Here is a 20483-nt window from a genome sequence, read left to right as displayed (position 1 = left end):
TCCTCCGGTCACCGCGGCCCGCAGCAATGGCTTCAGGCCGCGAGGTCGTTATCTGGTTTTCACCACAGCATCAGCCGCGCTGGACTTGCCGGGCAGGATCGGGCCGGGAGGCTGTACCTGCGTCATGAGGTCGTTGTTCCATTTGCCCTCGACCTTGAAGTGGGCAGTGGCGCCGAGTTCGACGGCCTCGATCAGGTTGTGGTTGACGTAGGCGTAGATGCCGGGCTGCCTGAACGTGTAGAGCGCAGCTCCTGCTGAGCCGCCACGAATGAACCAGGTCTCGAGATCCTTCTCCGGCGGGTTGACGAACTTGCCGGTCTCCCAGACGTAATCGCCGTGACCGCCGATCAGATGCGGACGGCTGTCGCGATTGGCCTGCGAATGAACGATCATGACGGTCTCGCCGACCTTCGACGTCATCGCATTCTTGCCGGTGAGGGCGCCGACCTTGCCGTTGAAGACGACGTGGGTCGGGATCAGCTTGCGCATGACCTCGGTGGTGTCGGCGAACGATTCTCCGACCGTTTCGTAGCTCTTGTATTGTCCCTTCTCGTCCTTGGGCACGTAGAGGTCGTTCTCGCCAACGTAATAGAGGCGGTCGTAGCGCAGCGCCTTGCCCTCGCGGTTTTTCAGGCCGTCGCGCGGCAGCACCATCACGGTGCCGTGCATGCCCGACACGACGTGCCAGGGAATCATGCCTTCCGGGGCACAGTGATAGATGAACGTTCCGGTGCGCGTTGCTTTCCAGCGCAGAACCACCTGTTCGCCGGGGTTCACATGGGTCAGAGCGCCGCCGCCCAATGCGCCCGTCGCGGCATGGAAGTCGATGTTATGAGGCATCGCATTGGTTTCGGGGTTGACCAGCGTCACCTCGACGTAATCGCCTTCATGGACGACCATCAGCGGACCGGGCATCGAGCCGTTGAAGGTCATCGCCTGGAACTTGGTGCCGGCCTCGTCGATGACGACTTCCTTCTCCGTGATGACAAGTTTGAACTCGATGATCTTCGGGGCTTCCTTGGTGGCCTGTTCGTGCGGATGCACGAACGGCGGCGCCACCAGCGCAACCGCCTGACGCGGCAGGTTGAGATCGTCGGCGGCCAGCGCGGGGACGGCAACGACAAATGCGGCGACTGCGACGCCGAGCAATGCGATACGGCGGGTGATCATGACACTCTCCTGTTGGTGTCTGCATTTGAATTTCGTGTCACCCTTGTGCCCCAAGGATCGGAAGCACTCTTTGCGCCAGCGCAAGCTTTCCGGAAAGAAGACCAATCGCGCCGCTGTTTGCTCCCGAACAAAGAAAGAAGTGGTCGGGTGCCTAGGCTGGCAGCATGAAAAAGAGCATGCCCACGCCTGACATGACGGTCGACCAGGTGATGAACCGCTGGCCTGCTTCGATACGGGTGTTCATGGATTTCAGGATGGGCTGCGTCGGCTGCCCGATCGCGACATTCCATTCGATTGACGAAGCCAGCCGCGAGCACGAGGTAGACGGCGGTGCGTTCCTGACGGCACTGCGCGCCGTCGTTCAAGCCTGAACGGGTCCTAGTTGCCGATCTTACCGGTCGATCTTATTTGCCTTGGCCTTCCGCGATTTCGAACAGTCGGTGGGGATCGCGCAGCACGATGCGCTGTCGTCCGCCCTCGACCAGCCCCTGTTGCTCCCATGCGCTGAGAATGCGGCTCACGGTGTGCAGGGTGGTGCCGGTCATCTCGGCGACATCCTGCCGGCTGATCGGAAAATCGATCTCGACGCCATGCTCGACCTTGCGGCCTGCCTGCTTGGCCAGGCGCAGCAGCGCGTGCGCGACGCGCTGCTCGACCTGTTCGCTGGACATTTCGAGGACGCGGTCCTGCGTATCCTGCAATCTGCTGCCGACGGTCTGCAACGCGCCTGCCGCCAGCGCCGGGAACTTCGCGGTCAGCTGCGGCCACAGCGCCGATGGCCACGACAAGGCCACGCTGTCGACGACCGCAATCGCAGTTGCCGGATAATTTTTGAGCGCCAGCGCCTGCGCGACGCCAAACAATTCACCCGCCGAGACGTAGCGAACCACGATTTGCTGGCCCTGCGGCGTGGTCTTTTCAACCCGTAGATGGCCGTGCAGCAGAACGAAGAACGAATGAGCTTCGCCGCCCTGGTCGAATACGCTGCTGTCTTTCGGATATCTGACCGATCGGGCGTCGCACAGGATGGCGTCGAGATCGTCGGCGCTCAAGGAGGCGAAGATCGGGACATTTGCGACAATTGAACGGTCGAGGGGGGCCATGGGAGGTTCCGGATGCCGTTCTGAAATCGGACGTGAGAATTACGGGTGGCAATCGGCCGCCGTCATTTGGCGTGACCGGCGCTGCAGCCTCATCATACCGCGACAATCGGCTGGGAGCTTGCGCTAAAACAAGTTCCGCCCTGCGATTGGGGACTAGAAGGCGCGCATGGGGTCCGAATGGAGACCCGACCGATCGACAGGAGATCAGGATGCGCAGATATTTGGTAATGGCCGTGGTGGCCGCAGCCATGGCGGTGGCCGGTGGCGCAACGGCGGCCGAAGTCGAAGTCAAGATGCTCAACAAGGGAACCGAAGGATTGATGGTTTTCGAGCCGGCCCTGGTAAAGGTTGCGCCGGGCGATACCGTCAAGTTCGTGTCGACCGACAAGGGGCATAACGCGGAGACCATCAAAGGCATGCTGCCGGACGGCGGGGTCACCTTCATCGGAAAGATGGGTGAGGATGTCGCCGCCAAATTCGATCAGGCCGGGATCTATGGCGTCAAATGCGCGCCACATTACGGCATGGGCATGGTGGCGATGATCGTGGTGGGGACGCCCGCCAACGAGGAGCAGGCCAAGGCCGTGCCTCAGGTCGGCAAAGCCAAACAGGTATTTGCCGCGCTGTTCGCAAAGCTTGCCGCGACAAAGACGGCAGCGAAATAAATTGATGGCATGAAAGAAAGGAAAGCGGCCTTGTCGGCCGCTTTCCTTGTTTTATCGCGCGCCTGGCAGTTCCGAAATGTGCCCTTCGGCGTTGCCTGAACAATGGCCGCAGCACATGATTTCGGCTGTAGGGGAACTGGATGGTGCAGTCGCAGCCATTTCTGTCCCGTCGCGAGTGGTTTTCGAGTCGTCCTGAGGCTGAATCGGCAACCGTCCCAAACCTGTCCGTAGTCGCGCAAAGATTCGCATCGTCTATCTCCATTTTGCTGAACCTTCTTGCGAATACGCCTGGGCGCGGCCGTCGTCTTTGCGCCTCGACAAAGAGGGCGCGCTTCGCGCCGGCTAGGGTGCGGCCAGCAACAGCCGGAGCAGGGTCCAAATCATGTCAGTATCGCGCTTGAGAGATTATCGAGGCCCCGCCTTGTTTTCGTATGGTTTCCGGCCGTTCTTCTTTTTCGGATCCGTCTATGCTGGTGCCATCATTCTGATGTGGCTGCCGGTGTTTTACGGTCGGCTGCAGCTCAGCACGGCGTTCGCGCCCCGGGACTGGCATGTCCATGAGATGCTGTTCGGATATATCGCGGCCGTTATCGCCGGTTTTCTGCTCACGGCGGTGCCGAACTGGACGGGCAGATTGCCGCTGCAGGGCAGGCCGCTGATCCTGCTGTTCTCGACCTGGGTTGCAGGCCGAATTGCCGTCAGCGTATCGGCCTGGATTGGCTGGGCGCCGGCCGCGGCGATCGATTCGGTGTTTCTCATCCTGCTGGCGGCTTCCGCCGCGCGCGAGATCATTGCGGGCAAGAAGTGGGGCAATCTCATGATCGTCGCCATCATCAGCCTGCTCGCCGCCGGCAATCTGGCGTTTCATCTGGAGGCGCATTTCGAAGGCTTGGCCGAATACACCACCCGTGGCGGCATCGCCGTGGTGATCAGCCTCATTGCGCTGATCGGCGGGAGGATCATTCCAAGCTTCACCCGCAACTGGCTGGCAAAACGAACTCCCGGCCAGATGCCCGCGCCGTTCGGCCGCTTCGATGTCGCGACCATCGCCTTGAGCGTGGTCGTCCTCCTGTTTTGGGTTGTGCGACCGCTGGACCGGACCTCCGGCGGATTGTTGCTGGTCTGCGGCGGCATGCACCTGATCCGGCTTGTGCGCTGGACCGGATACCGGACATTCGCCGACCGGCTGGTGCTGATCCTGCACGTTGCCTATGCGTTCGTCCCGGCGGGATTCATCCTCACCGCGCTCAGCGCCTTCGACCTCGTGGCGCCGAGCGCTGGAATTCATGCGTGGACGGGAGGAGCGATCGGCACCATGACACTGGCGGTGATGAGCCGGGCAACGCTCGGTCATACCGGACAGCGGCTCCAAGCGTCTCCGGCGACACAGCTGATTTACGCTGCGGTGATTATCGCCGCCCTCGCGCGGGTCTGCGCCGTGCTGGAAACGGACCACACGGGTCCGCTGCTGGTGGCTGTCGGTATCGCCTGGGCTGCGGCGTTTCTCGGATTTGCCGCAATCTACTCGGTGGCGTTCTGGTCGCCACGCCGGCTCTAAGAGCGATAGGCCGAACGACGTAAGGCATCTCAACTGCTGATTGGCCTGACACGAAACCCTCTATCCCGGCTCGACGGTTGCGGCGATTATTCTCCGCAAGCCGCGGCCTGCTTTTGGCCGGCCGTACGGGCTGGCGCCGTGCGACGCGTCAGGCCATGCTAGGCGGGATGGACCGGAGCGCGTGACGGGGATGAAACCTTTGCGGTGCGGCAGCCTATATGCCCGGCGCGCCATAGGGCGCGGCAGATGAAGGGCGCCGGCAAAACCAAAATTGGCCCGCGCAAGGCCGCTGCGGCGGCGCAGTTCGATTGCGCGACGGCGTTCCAGAAAATCGCGCAGGACTGCGTCGGCAAGGTCAGGCTGCATCACAGCAGCGCCTGCGCGGGCGATGCCGAAGCCGTGCATCAGATTCGTGTCGCCATTACCCGGTTGCGGTCCGCCGTGTTCTTCTTCGCTTCGATCGTGGTCGATGCTGAATGGCGGCGCCTGAAGAAGGAACTTGCATGGCTGAACGGCTCGCTCGGCGCCGCGCGCGATAGCGACGTGGTCGTGGAATATGCACGCCGCAAACGCTACCGGGACTGGGCGCAACGCATGATCGGCGAGGATCTCGAGGCCCATCAGACGCGCGACCATCGTCGGATGGTTCACTGCCTGCGTTCTCCGCGATTTCATGACCTGATCGAGGCGATGTCTGGCTGGATCGGGGACGGGTCATGGCTTTCGCGTTGGGAGCGGATGCAGCGCCGCAAGTCCGCAAGGCCGCTGAAGGCCTATTGCAAGCGGGAGCTCAATCGCTGGCGCCAACAACTGATCCGCAAAGGCCGGCGGCTCAAAGCCCTCGGCGCATCGGCTCGTCACCGGCTGCGGATCAGGGCGAAGCGGTTTCGCTACATGCTGGAGGCGCTGACGGGAATCGTCCCGGTGTTCGACCATGGCGAATTCCGCCACGTCCACAAGCCGGCGAAACAGCTGCAACGCACGCTCGGCGATCTTCGCGACCTCAAGCGCTTCGCAAGGCCCGGACTGTCGGCTCAAGGGGATAATCCCGGCCAACGCCGGCCACCGGGCTATCGCGGGCAACGGCAAAAGCTGCGGAGCGCCGCGATGGACGCTTACCAGACCCTCAAGGAAGCCGGCGCGTGCTGACGGCCGCTTGATCCTCGGCTATGATGCCCAAGTCCCAATCGGTTTACCCGCAATGCCCGACGGCTCCGCTACGGCCCATACCTATCGTCCGAAACTCGCTACCGTGCTGGCCGAGGGATACAATCTTGGCCACCTCCGCCGGGATATGCTGGCGGCGCTGACGGTTGCGATCGTGGCGCTGCCGCTGTCGATGGCGATCGCCGTCGCCTCGGGGGTTTCGCCCGAGCGGGGATTATATGCCGCCGTCATCGGCGGCTTTTTAGTCTCGGCGCTCGGCGGCAGCCGCTATCAGATCGGCGGCCCGGCCGGCGCTTTCATCGTGCTGGTCGCGGCCACCGTCACCAAATTCGGCCTGGAAGGCCTGTTGCTGACCGTCTTCCTCTCCGGGTTCATGCTGGCCCTGATCGGCCTGCTGCGGCTCGGTTCGCTCATTCGCTACATTCCGCACGCCGTGACCGTCGGCTTCACCTGCGGCATCGCTGTCACGATCTTTGCCAGCCAGCTGCGCGATCTCGGCGGCCTGAAATTGGCCGGTGCCGAACCCGGCCCGTTGCTGCCCAAGCTTGCGGCACTCAGTCAGGCGCTGCCGACCATCAGCCCGGTTGCCCTTGCGGTCGGCGTCGGCTCAGTCGCCTTGATCTTCCTGCTGCGGCTGATAGCGCCGAACTGGCCGGGCATGCTGATCGCGGTGACGCTGGCCTCGGTGGCGGCATGGCTGTTCGGCCTGCCGGTCGAAACCATCGGCAGCCGCTTTGGCCAACTGCCGGACGGATTGCCCGGACCCCGGTTGCCATCGATCTCCTACGCGTCCGTACTCGCTGTGCTGCCGGCCGCGCTCTCCTTCACGCTGCTCGGCGCGGTCGAGAGCCTGCTCTCGGCCAAGGTCGCCGATGGCATGACGGGGCGCAAGCACCGCTACAATATGGAAGTCGTGGCGCAGGGTGTCGCTAACGTCGCCTCCGCACTGTTCGGCGGCATCAGCGTCACCGGAACGATCGCGCGCACGGCCACCAATATTCGCGCCGGCGCCGTCAGCCCGGTCTCCGGCATGATGCATGCGCTGTTCGTGCTTGTTTTCATGGTGGTCGCAGCGCCGCTCGCAAGTTTCATCCCGCTGTCGGCGCTGGCGGGCGTGCTTGTCGTGGTGTGTTGGAACATGGCGGAGAAGGAAGAATTCCTTGATCTGCTGCACGATTGGCGCGGCGCCGGCGTGCTGCTCGCCACTTTCGGCCTCACGCTGATCGAGGATCTTGCGGTCGGCATCATCGCCGGCTGTGCGCTGGCGGCGGCGTTCGCCATTTTCGACCGCGTCAGGCGGCAAGACCCGTCCTCCTGAGCAAAGCAAGGAGGCCGCCGTGCACATCCTTCGTCCGACGTTCGCCTGGGACCGCGATGGCGCGCTGCAATTCGCCGCCTCGCGCGGGTTCGGTGCGATGGTTGCGAGCGGCGCCGACGGCCCGATCAGTTCGCATGTGCCGTTCAGGATCAACCGGACGGGCGATGCCGTCACGGTGCAGTTTCACCTGACCGCACGCAACAGGCTGGCCGAACTCGCCGACGGCAAGAATCCGTTCCTGCTGATCGTGTGGGGCCCGGACGCCTATGTTTCGAACGACTGGTATGCGACGCCCGACCACGTCTCGACTTGGCTCTATGAGGCCGTGCATCTTTCCGGCCCGGTGCGGCGGCTGCCGATCGAAGACCACCGCGATCACGGCGATGCGCTGCTCTCGACATTCGAGGAGCGGCTGGTACCGAAGCCGCCATGGTCGCTGTCATCGATGGAAGCCGCCAAGCGCGAGACGATGCTGCAATCGATCGTCGTGCTCGAAATGGACGTGAAGCAGGTGCAAGGACAGCGCAAACTGAACCAGCACAAGTCAGATGAGGATTATGCCTCGATCACGCGGCATCTTTCGCAGTTGGACGACGCCGACGCCCGTGAACTTGCCGCCAAGCTGAAGGCGCTTCGTCCCCATCTCGAATATTAGCCGTCCGGCCACGGCTGGCGGCTGCGCTGGATCGGGGTTAATGTCTCCCGCGAAAAAAGGGAGCAAGTCGATGTGGCAGCGGGCGTTCTATCATGAAGGCATGAGCGAACTGCAGGACCGGTTCGACGGGCGGCGTGTGGCCGAGGCGATCGAGCGGCACCGCAAGCATTATGAGTTCTGGGACGACGAGAAGGCGTTGATCGAGAGTTCACCGTTCTTCTTCATCGGCACTTCCTTTGCGGATTATGTCGACTGCAACATCAAGTCGGGCGATCCCGGTTTTGTGAAAGTCGTTGGCCCCAACGTTATCGAGTATCCGGAATATGACGGGAACTCGATGTACCGCACGCTCGGCAACCTGTCGAAGAATCCGAATGTCGGGTTGTTGTTCGTGCGCTTCGACGGCAAGAGCCGGCGCATGCGCATCAACGGCCGTGCGGCAATTCTGGATGACGCGGCGGCGATCGGCCGGCATTACGGCGCGCAGCTCGTGGTGCGGATCGAGTGCGAAATCTATCCGAACTGCCCGCGCTATGTGCCCGACCTCGCCGGCGCCAGTCCGTCGCCCTACGTTCCCCGCGAAGGCGAGGGGCCTCCGCCGCCGCCGGAATGGAAGGGCCGCGATTACATCCGCGACATCCTGCCCGCCGGCGATCCGCATGCGGAGGTCGTCAAGGCGGGGCCGCGCGAGAGCTGACCGGTTGCCGTTTATGGTTGGTACGGCCAGTCGGCGGCCGATATCGTCATATCCGGCGTGGATTTGATTGGCCCGCTGACATACTCATTCGAATCGAGCGGATCGCACGTGACCTGGCGTGTGAAAGTGCCTGCTGCGCCGACCAAGCTCTTCTCTGGCACCAAGGTGCCGTCTTCGTTCTGCCTCAGGATAATGGGGGGGCCACTCTCGCAATACTCGGGGAAAGCGATGCCGTATCCGCCGCGCCCGGCAAAGTGTCCCACCAGCAGCTGGGATGCCTGCATTCTGGCCGCGGGCGACGACCGCATAGGGCGCTTTGGATCGAACGAGCGATAGCAGGGGAATTCTTCGTGGCGCCTGAACGTGTATTTCACCACGCAGGCCACGGCGCTCTTCTTCACGAATGGCTTATCCGAAGAGGGCGTCGCATCGCGTTCAAATATCAATGTTTCCAGGGCCAACGATTCGGTTTGCGGCTTTGTGCCGTCAAATGGCAGATTTGGCGACTCGACGATTTCCGACTCGTTGTCGAGGGGCTTGTGCGGGTCGACCGCAATTGCTCCGCGGGAGAAAACAAGCCTGGTCTTGGGATTCGGCCCCCGCGTTTCAAGCACGAGCAAAGGCCGCGACGCCCAGGACGGATGCAAGTTGACTTCGGTTTTGTTCATCTCGAGCTTCACATCGCCGACGGCAGGGTTCTCCTTCGCAAAGTCGATCATGCGGACGCTGACCTGATTCTCCGTGTTCTCCAGGCCCAGGAAGCGCAGATCGTCTATATTCCGGCTGATCGGCATCATCGGATCAAGGCGGTCTTCGATTTTGAATCTCACCGCTTTCTTGAGTCTTGGCTTCACAGATCCTTTTTCCGCCGAGGCAGCGGTAACGTCGATCACCAGCATCACCCCGTCGGGCGAGTATTTTATACCCCGCAAGCTGCGAGAAATTCTGGTCCACAGCGAAGCCGGTGACGTCACAATATCACGCGCGAACAGAATCTGCTGACCTGGCCGTATGATTGCAAAGTTCTGAAAGGCGCCGAGGCCGGCACCGTTGCGAACCACCGATTTGTCGATTGGAATGCAATCGGCCTTGTCGTCGTCCTTCTTCATTGGTGGTCGATCGACGTTCCTGGACGCAGACCGTGAACAGAAGCTCAGGCTCCCATCGTCTTCCCGGCTCACGCTAAGCGCGATTGCGAAAATGCTTTCCTTCGAAGCCGGAAGCTCCATGACAAGTGGGGAGGTTGCGAACATGTCGACTTCAACCATGGTGAGTTGAGAGGCTGCGTCACTCGAGCAATTGTCCCGCTTTGGCAGCGTGTAGGTCAGGAGTCTTGCGGTATCCGCAAGGACAATGCAGGAGATGGTGTCGCCCGGATTGTTTCGGGTCACCCAGATCAAGTGATTTTTGCCGGTGCTGTCGACCAGCAGGTGTGGCGCGGCATGACGGCGGCGGGGCGGCAGCCAAACCGGACTGGTGTCGGACAGCTGTTGTCCGGTGTGCTGCAGCAAGGCGTCCGGGAGCTGTGTGATCCCGACCGATCGAAGTTCCTCGGTGGTGTCGTAACGATCACTGGTCTTCTCTCGAAGCACCGGCACTTGCTTGCAGGTGACGCAGGTAACGGTAAGATTGGATCGAACATTGTCGAAATTCAGAATGACTTGATCCGGCTCATCCCGGTACTTCTCGCGATCTACGGATTTAAAGGGATGGTCGACCACCCGGCTGACGGAAAATCCGTTGGAGCGCCAAGGATCCGACTCGAACTCGAAATAGGTCGACCGGTCCCAGGCGCGATAGGCGTCGGAGCCGCCCAGACTCACGCCCGCCAGAACCATTTTTGATTCGGTTTGGCAGCGTGCCTTTCCCTCCAATGGATTCCAGACGTAGCAGAGCCGAAGCGCGGCGTTCTGCAGAACGCGATCGCAATCGTTCTGGTTATACCCGTAGGTGGCAAGGCCATGGCGATAGCACAGATCGTGAAAGACGCATGCCTGCCGGAAGCGTTGCAGCACCAGAGCGCTTTGGCCGTGCCGATTTTTCATGCCATGGAAGAACATGTTGGCCAGGCCAGGGAGGCTGCAGTTCAGTCCGTCGCCGCTGCCGCCAATGGTGCTGACGACGTCAGGGCCGGATTGAAAGGAAGTAACCGTCGTTGGCATCTCGGTAGCGTCGGAGATGTCTTCGACGTTTTTGTAGATCGAGTTGATCATTGTTTGGTGAAGAAAAATCATGTCAACGACTACGACCAGCACCGGAAGCAGAAGTGCCGTAACGCAGGCGAACAGTAATCCAATTCCAAAACGCTTCGACACAAAACGCTTCGACATGAGATCCCCCGCGCGCCAGGAGCGCGAAACAGCCGGACAGGCGTTTTGCTTCAAGCGCGATGTCCCGTTCAGAACGCCGTTCGCGACTTCGCCAAATAAGAGACGTATATCGGTGGAGGGGAGACAACCATAGGTTAGAGCATTGTCAAGCGCGTGGCTTCACAAGGCAGCGCAGCCCGGCGGTTGCAATTTCGTGATCAGGGCCCGCGCCGGATCGTTGCGCCTAGGATTCTTGTTTTTGACGCGTTTTCTTCACGCGAACCGGTATCCACTTCGCTTGAAAACGCTCTAATCCCGCGGGGCCGGCTTGGTCGCAAATTGCGGAAACTTGTCGGCAACGATGGGGCCATCGGTGCGCCAGGAATAGCAGCCGCCGATGAAGAACGGCCGTTCACCGGAGTTGCGCTGCTCGTCCATCGAATCTCGGCCTTCCGGATCCTTGCCGTGCGACATGGTCTGAAACAGCGTGGTCACCGCCGGGCCTAGCAGTTCCGACAGATGGGTGCAGCCCTCGAGCCGGCCGATCTTGCGGCGGACCACCTCGCGCCAGCCCTTGCCGATGCTCTCGCCGACCAGCCGCTGCAGGATCGGCTCGACGTCGATGCAGGTGGGATAGGGCGTCGCCGCCATGGTCGCTTCGGCCTCGTGGATCCTCATGGTGTCGTCGATCGCGAGCCGCAGGCGGATATCGTGCACGGGATCGCCGGGCTTCAGCTCCTCGCGATAGCGGTCGGCGGCTTGCGTGAAGGGTTTTACGTCGACCAGCCGTGCCTCGACTTCCCAGAGCCCGTCGTCCCTGATGTAGCCGTTGCATTCGACCGTTCGCGTATGCATCAGGCGACGCCCGGTTCCGTCGGCGGGCTTGTCTTGGGGCATGTTGCTGTCCTCAGTCGAATTTGACGATCATTTTACCGAGCGCGGATCGCGACTGCATGGTCTTGAACGCCTCGCGAAAATTCTCGAACGGCACGACCTTGCCGACCACGGGGCTCAATTGGCCCGAGGCGAGCCAGTCGAACAATTGTGCGATCAGGCGGCTATGGGTTTCCGGCTCGCGCTTCTGGATTTGCGCCAGATCGACGCCGAGCAGGGCGCCGCCCTTGAGCAGCGGCAGATTCAAGGCCAGCGCCGGAATGGTGCCGGAGGCGAACCCGACCACCAGGTGCCGTCCGCGCCAGGCGATCGAGCGAAACGCCTGCAGCGCCACCTCGCCGCCGACAGGGTCGAAGATAACGTCCGGACCGTTACCGCCGGTCAGGCCCTTAAGCGTGTCGCGCCAGTCCGCCTTGGTGTAGTCGATCGTATCATCGGCGCCGTAACCTTTGGCAAATTCGCGCTTCTCATGCGTCGATGCCGCCGCGATCACCTTCGCGCCCATCAGCTTGCCGAGTTGTACCGCCGCGATGCCGACGCCGCCCGCGGCGCCCAAGACCAGCAGCGTTTCGCCCTTGCGCAGTTCGGCGCGCGCATCCAGCGCGTAAAGTCCGGTCAGGTAGTTCGCCTGAAAAGACGCTCCGGCCTCGAAGGTAGTCTTTGGCGGCAAATGCTTCAGCGCCGCCGACGGCACGCAGATGTATTCGGCGAGCGCGCCGGACCTGACCATGCCGACCACGGGCATGCCCGGCTTGAACGCGGCGACGTCGCCTGCGGCAGCGTCGACCACGCCAGCGAATTCCGTGCCCGGCACGAACGGCAGCGGGTCCTTGGTCTGATACAGCCCTTGCACCTTCAAGCCGTCGACGAAGCCGATGGCAGCGGCGCCGATCCTGACGCGAACACCGCCGGGCGGGATATCGGGCATCGGCATCTCCTTGATGGAGATGCCGTCAATCGAATCGTAATTCTCGACCACCACGGCTTTCATGCAACTGGTTCCAAAGTCTTTCCTGGCGCCGTGCTGTAAACCGGCGTTCTGATGTGTTTGCAGATTCTGAGGGCCAACGCTACTCGGCCGCCTCGGCCTGCCGGTCGATCGCTTCTGCACCGCCCTTGATCAATGGAATGAGGTCACGGCCGATCGCCATCGTGTCATGCGGATTCTCGAATCCACGCAGCAGGAACGAATGGACGCCGATCCGGTAATACTCCAGCACCGCAGCCGCGATCTGTTCCGGCGTTCCCACCAGGCAGGACGTATTGCCCGGTGCGCCGGTGGCGCGCGCGATCCCCATCCATAACCGTTCGTCATGCACGTCGGCACGCGCGGCATAGCCAAGCAGGCGTTCGCTGGAATGGTTGCTTGGCTTCGGCGCTTCGCCCGTTTTGCGTTCGACATCCGCCAGCAGCGCATGCGCCTTGTCCCAGGCTGCGCCCTCGGTTTCCGCCATGATCGGGCGCAGCGACATGTTGAAATCGGCGCGCCGTCCGAAGGCGGCCGCGCGACGGCGGAAATCGTCGACGCGGGCGCGGGTCTCGGCGAGCGGCTCGCCGAAGATCGCGAACACATCGCAATGCGCGGCGCCCATTTCCAGCGCGCCTTCCGAAGAGCCGCCGAAGAACAGACGGGGATAGGGCTGCTGAGACGGTTTGATATCGCTGTACGCGCCCTCGATGCGATAGAATTCGCCCTTGTGGTCGAAGGGGCTGTCGCTGGTCCAGATCCGGCGCATGACATCGAGATATTCCGCGGCGCGGCGGTAGCGGTCGTTCTTGGGCAGGAAGTCGCCTTCGCTGGCTTGGTCCTGGTCGCTGGTGCCGGCGATGACGTGCAGCGACATCCGTCCCTGCGTCAGCTGGTCGAAGGTCGCGATCTGCCGTGCTGCCAGCGCCGGTGCCACCGAGCCCGGGCGATGCGCGATCAGGAATTTTATTCGCTCGGTATGATCAGCCGCATAAAGCGCGATCGCAAAACCTTCGGCGGCCGAGGCGTAATATCCGACCAGCACGGAATCATAGTTCCACTGCTCATGCAGGCGGGTGAAATCGATCACCCATTGGCGCGATATCTGGCCCTTGATCAGGTGAACCGCGACGCCCTCCTGCTGGGTGCCGATCATACCGATGATTTTCGCTGGCATGGTTGTTTCCCCGGGGTGTTCGTTCGTTGCCTGAATGAAACGCGCAACAACAGGGGAAATCAAGCGCTTCACAGGCCGGAAGCTGTGTCAGCCTTGCAACCATGCCATCAGGAAATGACGCCGCCAGGGCATCGCCGTTGCTGGGGGCAATGCCATGACCTATGAGAGGTGAGAGGGGATAGGGGCACCTCGGGTGGTGAAGTATCAGCATGGACAAGCATACGCTTCGCAGCGGCGCGATTGAGGCGACCATCAAGGCCGATGGCGCCGAACTATGCTCGCTCCAACATGAAGGGGTCGAGCTGCTTTGGCAGGCGGGGCCGGCATGGCCGCGCCACTCGCCGTTGCTGTTTCCGATCGTCGGCCGCCTCAAGAACGATCGACTGCAGCATCGGGGCAAGACCTACCCGATGACCCAGCATGGTTTTGCGCGGGATCTCAGGTTCGAGTGGGTGGAACAGGGGGTCTCGTCGTGCAAGCTGGTGCTTGTCGATAGCGAGGCGACGCGCGCCCGCTATCCCTTCGCGTTCCAGCTCGAGGTTACCTACAGCGTTGAAAATGCCGGCCTGAAAGTGGCGTTCGACATCACCAACACCGGCAACGAGATTTTGCCGGCTTCGATCGGCGCCCATCCGGCGTTCAACTGGCCGCTGCTGCCCGGATTGGAAAAGGAAGCCTACGCGCTCACATTCTCGGACGAAGAGCCTGCGCCGATCCGCAGGCTGGCAGGCGGCCTGATGCGCGCCAAGGCGGAACCGTCGCCGGTTCGCGGCAACAGCCTCCCCCTCTCGGAGCGGCTGTTCGAAGACGACGCGGTTATTATCGATCGGCTCGCGAGCGGATCGGTTCGCTATGCGGCCGATCGTGGGCCCTCGATCGAGATGTCCTGGGAAGGATTTCTCGAACTCGGCGTCTGGTCGAAACCATCAGGCGCGGCGTTTCTCTGCATCGAGCCCTGGCATGGCTTCGCCAGCCCGTCGGAGTTCGACGGCGAATTCACCGGCAAGCCCGGATTGATGCAGATTGCGCCGGGCGAGAAGCGGAGCCTTTGCTATCGGATACGCGCGGGTTGAGGTTGCGAACGTCAATCGACGGGCATTTTCGGCTGATTTTACGGGCAGGGCGCCAAACAAACCGCATTTTCCGGGTTGAATGGTCCTTGCTTCCGCTTTTCCCGGCTGCAATGGATATGGCTGAACCCTATCCCCACCCAAGAGAAGAGATCGATGAGCCAACTAATTGTCCGCGCCGGCGACTTCACCTTTGAGGCCCGTTTTGAAGAGCAACTGGCGCCCAAGACGGTTGCCGCCTTTCGCAAGGCGATGCCGTTCGAGAGCCAGGCGATCCATGTCCGCTGGAGCGGCGAGGGGGTCTGGATGCCGCTCGGCGATCTCGATTTCGGCGTTTCCTACGAGAACCACACCAGCTATCCCGCACCGGGCCAGATCATCCTCTATCCCGGCGGCATCAGCGAGACCGAAATCCTGCTCGCCTATGGCGGCGTGCATTTCGCCAGCAAGATGGGCCAGCTCGCCGGCAACCACTTCATCACCCTGACCTCGGGGCTTGAGAACCTCACCGCATTCGGCAAGACCGTGCTGTGGAAGGGTGCACAGAAGATCCGCTTCGAGGAAATCTAGGTGACGGAGCCCGGCTACCCCCGCGACCTCCGCGGCTACGGCCGCAATCCGCCCGATCCGCGCTGGCCGGGCAATGCGCGCCTCGCCGTGCAGTTCGTGGTGAATTTCGAAGAGGGCGGCGAAAACAACATCCTGCATGGCGATCGCGCCTCCGAGGCGTTCCTCTCGGATGTGCTGGGCGCGCAGCCCTGGCCCGGCAAACGCCACGCCAATATCGAATCGATGTTCGAATATGGCTCGCGCGCCGGTTTCTGGCGGCTGTGGCGGATGTTCACCGAGCGCAGGATGCCGGCCACCGTGTTCGGCGTCGCGACCGCGCTGAAGCGCAATCCCGAAGTGGTCGTTGCCATGAAGGAGGCCGGCTGGGATATCGCCAGCCACAGCCTGAAATGGATCGAACATAAGGACATGTCGGAGGCCGAAGAGCGGGCGGAGATTGCCGAGGCGATCCGCGTTCATACCGAGGCGACCGGCGAGCGTCCGCTCGGCTGGTACACCGGGCGTTCCTCGATCAATACGCTGCGGCTCTTGATGGAAGCCGGTGGCCTGCTCTATCTCAGCGATTCCTATGCCGACGATCTGCCATACTGGATCAGGGCGGGCGGACTGCAGCCGCATCTGGTGATCCCCTACACGCTCGACGCCAACGACATGCGCTTTGTGAACCCGCAAGGCTTTGGCGGCGGCGACGAGTTCTTCACCTATCTGAAGGACAGTTTCGACGTGCTCTATGCGGAAGGCGCGATCTCGCCGAAGATGATGTCGGTCGGCCTGCATTGCCGCGTCGTCGGCCGCCCCGGCCGCGCTGCATCGCTGATGCGCTTCCTCGATTACGTCATGAAGCATGACGGCGTCTGGGTGCCGACGCGGTTGCAGATCGCGCAGCATTTTCACGCCAATCTCAGCCATCTCGCCGAGCGCGCCGCTGAGATCGGATAGGCCGGGGAATGCCGATGAAGCTTTCCGATCTCAATATCGCTGGCAAGGACGAGTTCGTCAAAGCGCTCGGCAATATCTTCGAATATTCACCCTGGATCGCCGAACAGGCGGCCGCAGCGCGGCCGTTCGTCAGCCTGAAAACGCTGTTCGACGCGATGCGGGCCGTGGTCGATCGTGCGCCGGCCGACATTCGCCTGGCGCTGATCCAGGCGCATCCGGATCTCGCCAACAAGACCCAGCGCGCCGCGGGGCTCACGGCCGAATCCAACGCCGAACAAAACAGTGTCGGCCTCGGTCGGTTGTCGGATGCTGAATTTGAGGCGTTCGAGCGCGTCAACAATGCCTATCGCGCAAAATTCGGTTTCCCCTACATCGTCTGCGCACGCCGGCAGACCCGGGATTCCATCCTGCGTGATTTCGAGCGCCGGCTGCCGAACGATAGCAAAACCGAAACGCAGGTCTCGATCGCGGAAATCTACCGGATCGCGGCGCTGCGTCTCGACCAGCTGGTGACGGCCGACGACAAGCTCGCCGTGCACGGACGGCTGTCGACCCACGTGCTGGATACCCACAGCGGCAAGCCTGCGGCGGGAATATCGGTGGTACTGACCGAACTGTCCGATCTCGGCGAAGCCCGCGTGGTGGCGCGCGCGATCACCAACAGCGACGGCCGCACCGATCAACCCCTGATCGGCGGCCGCCCGGTCCCGATCGGGCGCTATGAGCTGATGTTCAGCGTCGGCGAATATTTTGCGGGGCGTAACGTGCCGATGTCGGATCCGCCTTTTCTCGACCAGATCCCACTGCGGTTTTCGGTGAGTGAGCCGGAAGGCCATCTCCACGTGCCGCTATTGGTCACGCCGTGGGGTTATACGACCTATCGGGGGAGCTAGGTTTTGCTAAATCGTAGGATGGGTAGAGCGAAGCGAAACCCATCATTTGCGATTTGCGGATAGATGATGGGTTTCGCTTCGCTCTACCCATCCTACATCAGTCCTCACACATGCTGCGCCGATGACGCCGTGGCCGCGGCATCCGCTTCCGCAGCCCCTTTGCCGCCGAAGCCATTGAAGAACGCATTCAGCACCACCGCGACCAGCGCGCACAGCAAGATGCCGGACTCCAGAAGCGGATGAAGGCCGTGCGGCAGGTTCTTGAAGAAATTCGGCGCCACCAGCGGGATCATGCCGAAGCCGACGGAGATCGCGACCACGAACAGGTTGAACTGGTTGTTCTTGAAATCGACCGTCGCCAGAATCCGCGCGCCGGTCGCGGCCACCATGCCGAACATCACGAGCCCGGCGCCGCCGAGCACGACCAGCGGCACCGCTTCGACCAATGCGGCCATCTTCGGCAGCAGACCAAGCAGCAGCATGATGGCGCCGCCTGTTATCGTGACCCAGCGCGAGCGCACGCCGGTGACGCTGACGAGGCCGACATTCTGCGAAAAGGATGTGTAAGGGAACGTGTTGAAGATGCCGCCGAGGAAGGTGCCGACGCCGTCGGCGCGCAGGCCGCGGGTCAGTGCGTCGCGATCGACCTTCTTGCCGGTGATCTCGCCGAGCGCCAGGAACATGCCGAGCGATTCGATCATGACAACGATCATCACGATGCACATGGTGATAACAGGCACCAAATGGAATGTCGGCATGCCGAAGCGGAACGGGATCACGAGCGCGCCCCATTGCGCCGCCGTGACCTTTTCGAAATGCATCATGCCAAGCGCGCTGGCGAGCGCCGCCCCCGCGACGATGCCGAGCAGCACGGCGACATTGGCGACGAAACCGGCGCCCCATTTGATCAAGGCGAGAATGACCAGCAGCACGAACAGCGCGATGCCAAGCCCTGGAAGCTGGCCATAATTGGGATTGGGGAAAGCGCCGGGGACGCCGTCGATCACCTTGGTCAGGGTCGGCAGGCCGCCGCCGGCCCAGTTGATCCCGACCCGCATCAGCGAGATGCCGATCACCAGGATGATGGTTCCGGTGACCACGGGCGGAAACAGCGGCAACAGCCGGCTGATGAAGGGGGCGGCAATGATGCCGAAGATTCCGGCAGCGATGACCGAGCCGTAGATGCCGAGCAGGCCGATATCGGGCGCCGCGGCCATTGACAGCATCGGGCCAACGGAGGCGAACGTGACCCCCATCATCACGGGCAGCCGGATACCGACCCCGGGAAAGCCGATACATTGCACCAGGGTCGCCAGCCCGCAGGCGAACAGATCGGCCGAGATCAGGAACGCGACGTCTTCCGGCGGCAGTTTCAGCGCCCGGCCGATGATCAAGGGTACCGCGACCGCGCCGGCATACATGACAAGCACGTGCTGCAGGCCAAGCGCCAGCAACCGCGGCGCCGGCAGCGTCTGGTCGACCGGATGGATTTCAGTGGTCGTGGTCATGATTGGCTCCCCCTGGCGCGGGCACGCCGGCCCATGCGAAACCGTTACAAGGCCGTGCCAAAGCTTGCCCCCGGAAGCCACTCCAGGCGCTTGCCCAATGGCACGAACGTTGCTCAATATTGGATCATATCGGGCGCCCATCGTCCCGCAAGATTGCTGGCTGAACTGGAGGCTTCCACGTGCCGCTGATCAGGAACAGATACGGGAAGGGCCGCGTCCGCGTGATGCGCATCCATCGCGACGCCGACCGTCACGAGGTCAGCCAGCTCAACGTCAAAGCGATGATCGAGGGTGACTTTGCCCGCACCTACACCCATGGCGACAATTCGAGTTCGGTATCGACCGACACCATCAAGAATATCGTCAACGTCATCGCGCGTGAAAATACCGGCCTGTGCACCGAGGAATTTTGCCAGGTGCTGGCGGCGAAATATCTCGACACCTATCCGCAGATCGCCTCCGTCGCGCTGACCGTGCACGAGACCAAATGGAGCCGGCTCAGTTTCGACGGCAAGCCGCATCCGCATAGTTTCGTGCTCGACAGCAACGGCAAGCCTACCGTGGAATTATCGTCCGTCCGCGGCGGTGTCACCACGATGTCGTCAGGCATCGACGGCTTTGCCTTCCTGAAGTCGACGCAGTCGGGCTGGGAGAATTACGTCAAGGACGCCTACACCACGATCCCGCCGACCGCCGACCGGCTGTGCGCGACCAGCATGGTGGCGTCGTGGAAATGGTCGGGCAAGCCTTTGAGCTATCCCGCGACCAACAGGAAAGTCCTCGACACCGTGCTCGAAGTGTTCTCGATGACCTACAGCAAGAGCGTGCAGGACAGCCTCTACCGGATGGGCGAGGCGGCGCTGGCAGCGGTGCCGGAGATTTCCGAAATCAGCATGGCCTGCCCGAACATGCACTTCATCCCGATGAACCTGTCGGCATTCGGGCTCGATAACAACAACGACGTATTCCTTCCGACCGACGAGGCGCACGGCCAGATCGAGTGCACGGTGGGTCGGGGATAGTTCCGCATGCAATTGCTGACCCCAGCAACGTCGGTTTCTCGGGCGGACCCGCGCGTGAATGTGAATTGACTGCCGGCAGTATGGCCTGTCTGGTTCGGTGGATTCATGCTGTGACGTCAATCCCGATGGAGGTCCCGATGCGCATTCCGGCTTTGATGATATTGACGGCCGTCACCGTTTTGACGTCTGCGCCGGCTCCGGCCCAGACTTTTGGCGGCAATTATCCGGTCTGCATCCAGAACTACCGCTGGGGAGGAAGCGACATCGATTGCCGCTTTACCTCGATGGCGCAGTGCGCCGCGACGGCCTCGGGCCTCTCTGCCCAGTGCCTCACCAATCCATATTATGCGAATGCGCAAATGCCCCGCGGGTCTCGCCGCGCGTACTGATTTCATGCCGTCGTTCACCGCGACGGGCGGCGACGATGGCCTTGGACGCCGGCTGAAGGCGCGGCGCCTCCCAATCCCGCGTTGGCCCTGTTTATCGCATAGAGCGCCGCAGCGGCATCACCAGGTTGCTCCCGCGCCAGCCTGCCTGCAGGCGTGAGCACGCCGCCATTCAGCACATCCCGATCCGGATTCTGTGCCGCATAAGCTGCCGGCTCCTGCGCCAGCAAGGGTGTTGCCAGTATTGCCGAGGCCAGCACGCTCGCGACGAGCGACTTGAGCCCAGTCATGGTCATTCTCCATTATTGCTTTTTACGCAATAGGTTGCGGCGGCGCGTGCCGCCTTTGGGCGCGCTCTCCGGGTTGTGCTAACGGCCATCTAGGCATTGCCGAGAAAAAGCGTGCTGCCGCCGGA

At 62.2% G+C, this 20483-nt stretch carries 20 protein-coding genes and 1 pseudogene; 13 read left to right on the top strand and 8 right to left on the bottom strand.

The annotated features are described in order from the left end of the window. Positions 1-48: 48 nt before the first annotated feature. Positions 49-1170 (bottom strand): copper-containing nitrite reductase, encoded by a 1122-nt coding sequence (gene nirK / locus JQ575_RS33840; RefSeq protein ID WP_212037500.1) that lies wholly within the window; start codon positions 1168-1170, stop codon positions 49-51. Positions 1171-1346: 176 nt separating this feature from the next. Here nirK and JQ575_RS33835 point away from each other — a divergent pair, with 176 nt between their 5' ends. Further along, entirely contained in the window at positions 1347-1541 is a 195-nt protein-coding gene (locus JQ575_RS33835; RefSeq protein ID WP_212037499.1) for a DUF1858 domain-containing protein, read from the top strand. A gap of 33 nt (positions 1542-1574) precedes the next feature. Here JQ575_RS33835 and JQ575_RS33830 read toward each other — a convergent pair whose 3' ends face one another. Further along, on the bottom strand, positions 1575-2273 hold the full coding sequence (locus JQ575_RS33830) for a Crp/Fnr family transcriptional regulator (RefSeq protein WP_212037498.1): 699 nt from the start codon (positions 2271-2273) through the stop codon (positions 1575-1577). A 209-nt stretch (positions 2274-2482) separates the two neighbouring features. Here JQ575_RS33830 and JQ575_RS33825 point away from each other — a divergent pair, with 209 nt between their 5' ends. The 6 genes and pseudogenes from JQ575_RS33825 (at position 2483) to JQ575_RS33800 (ending at position 8333) form a co-directional block, all read left to right on the top strand. Next, complete coding sequence (locus JQ575_RS33825) at positions 2483-2938, top strand: pseudoazurin (RefSeq protein WP_212037497.1); 456 nt, start codon at positions 2483-2485, stop codon at positions 2936-2938. 421 nt (positions 2939-3359) lie between these two features. Next, positions 3360-4496 (top strand): NnrS family protein, encoded by a 1137-nt coding sequence (locus tag JQ575_RS33820; protein WP_312016070.1) that lies wholly within the window; start codon positions 3360-3362, stop codon positions 4494-4496. Positions 4497-4742: 246 nt separating this feature from the next. After that, positions 4743-5645 (top strand): CHAD domain-containing protein, encoded by a 903-nt coding sequence (locus JQ575_RS33815; RefSeq protein WP_212037496.1) that lies wholly within the window; start codon positions 4743-4745, stop codon positions 5643-5645. A gap of 52 nt (positions 5646-5697) precedes the next feature. Then, positions 5698-6933, top strand: a pseudogene (locus JQ575_RS33810) (SulP family inorganic anion transporter); the annotation flags it as partial. Between the two features lie 67 nt (positions 6934-7000). Beyond that, the gene (locus tag JQ575_RS33805) at positions 7001-7636 is read left to right on the top strand and encodes an FMN-binding negative transcriptional regulator (RefSeq protein WP_212037494.1); all 636 of its coding nucleotides are present in this window, start codon (positions 7001-7003) and stop codon (positions 7634-7636) included. Between the two features lie 70 nt (positions 7637-7706). Further along, positions 7707-8333 carry a pyridoxamine 5'-phosphate oxidase family protein gene (locus JQ575_RS33800; RefSeq protein ID WP_212037493.1) on the top strand — a complete coding sequence of 209 codons (627 nt, stop codon included), beginning with the start codon at positions 7707-7709 and terminating at the stop codon, positions 8331-8333. An 11-nt stretch (positions 8334-8344) separates the two neighbouring features. On the opposite strand, the gene JQ575_RS33795 is transcribed toward JQ575_RS33800, so the two are convergent. From JQ575_RS33795 to JQ575_RS33780, 4 genes are all read right to left on the bottom strand, one after another. Further along, positions 8345-10717 carry a hypothetical protein gene (locus JQ575_RS33795; RefSeq protein ID WP_212037492.1) on the bottom strand — a complete coding sequence of 791 codons (2373 nt, stop codon included), beginning with the start codon at positions 10715-10717 and terminating at the stop codon, positions 8345-8347. 234 nt (positions 10718-10951) lie between these two features. Next, complete coding sequence (locus JQ575_RS33790; RefSeq protein WP_212037491.1) at positions 10952-11539, bottom strand: DUF2889 domain-containing protein; 588 nt, start codon at positions 11537-11539, stop codon at positions 10952-10954. Between the two features lie 10 nt (positions 11540-11549). Then, positions 11550-12527, bottom strand: a complete 978-nt coding sequence (locus JQ575_RS33785) for an NADPH:quinone oxidoreductase family protein (protein WP_212037490.1) — start codon at positions 12525-12527, stop codon at positions 11550-11552. A 79-nt stretch (positions 12528-12606) separates the two neighbouring features. Beyond that, positions 12607-13680, bottom strand: coding sequence for an LLM class flavin-dependent oxidoreductase (locus tag JQ575_RS33780; protein ID WP_212037489.1), 1074 nt, complete (start codon positions 13678-13680; stop codon positions 12607-12609). Between the two features lie 203 nt (positions 13681-13883). Between JQ575_RS33780 and JQ575_RS33775 the strand changes: the two genes are divergently transcribed. The 4 genes from JQ575_RS33775 (at position 13884) to uraD (ending at position 17152) form a co-directional block, all read left to right on the top strand. Continuing rightward, complete coding sequence (locus JQ575_RS33775) at positions 13884-14753, top strand: aldose 1-epimerase family protein (RefSeq protein ID WP_409364849.1); 870 nt, start codon at positions 13884-13886, stop codon at positions 14751-14753. 153 nt (positions 14754-14906) lie between these two features. Beyond that, positions 14907-15320 carry a DUF3830 family protein gene (locus tag JQ575_RS33770; protein ID WP_192734938.1) on the top strand — a complete coding sequence of 138 codons (414 nt, stop codon included), beginning with the start codon at positions 14907-14909 and terminating at the stop codon, positions 15318-15320. Then, positions 15321-16259 carry an allantoinase PuuE gene (gene puuE, locus JQ575_RS33765; RefSeq protein ID WP_212037487.1) on the top strand — a complete coding sequence of 313 codons (939 nt, stop codon included), beginning with the start codon at positions 15321-15323 and terminating at the stop codon, positions 16257-16259. Between the two features lie 8 nt (positions 16260-16267). Beyond that, positions 16268-17152: a 2-oxo-4-hydroxy-4-carboxy-5-ureidoimidazoline decarboxylase gene (uraD, locus tag JQ575_RS33760; RefSeq protein ID WP_212037486.1), complete on the top strand. Its 885-nt coding sequence runs from the start codon at positions 16268-16270 to the stop codon at positions 17150-17152. 104 nt (positions 17153-17256) lie between these two features. On the opposite strand, the gene JQ575_RS33755 is transcribed toward uraD, so the two are convergent. After that, a complete protein-coding gene (locus JQ575_RS33755) occupies positions 17257-18660 on the bottom strand; it encodes a nucleobase:cation symporter-2 family protein (RefSeq protein ID WP_212037485.1) in 1404 nt (467 codons plus the stop codon). A 179-nt stretch (positions 18661-18839) separates the two neighbouring features. On the opposite strand from JQ575_RS33755, the gene pucL reads away from it, so the two are divergent. After that, positions 18840-19682 (top strand): factor-independent urate hydroxylase, encoded by an 843-nt coding sequence (pucL, locus tag JQ575_RS33750; RefSeq protein ID WP_212037484.1) that lies wholly within the window; start codon positions 18840-18842, stop codon positions 19680-19682. A 137-nt stretch (positions 19683-19819) separates the two neighbouring features. Continuing rightward, positions 19820-20071, top strand: coding sequence for a DUF3551 domain-containing protein (locus tag JQ575_RS33745; RefSeq protein WP_192734935.1), 252 nt, complete (start codon positions 19820-19822; stop codon positions 20069-20071). 14 nt (positions 20072-20085) lie between these two features. Here JQ575_RS33745 and JQ575_RS33740 read toward each other — a convergent pair whose 3' ends face one another. Then, positions 20086-20358 (bottom strand): hypothetical protein, encoded by a 273-nt coding sequence (locus JQ575_RS33740; protein ID WP_212037483.1) that lies wholly within the window; start codon positions 20356-20358, stop codon positions 20086-20088. Positions 20359-20483: the final 125 nt, after the last annotated feature.

The sequence above is a fragment of the Bradyrhizobium sp. JYMT SZCCT0428 genome, assembly GCF_018131075.1.
Lineage (GTDB): Bacteria > Pseudomonadota > Alphaproteobacteria > Rhizobiales > Xanthobacteraceae > Bradyrhizobium.
This window is presented reverse-complemented; position numbering and strand designations above follow the sequence as displayed.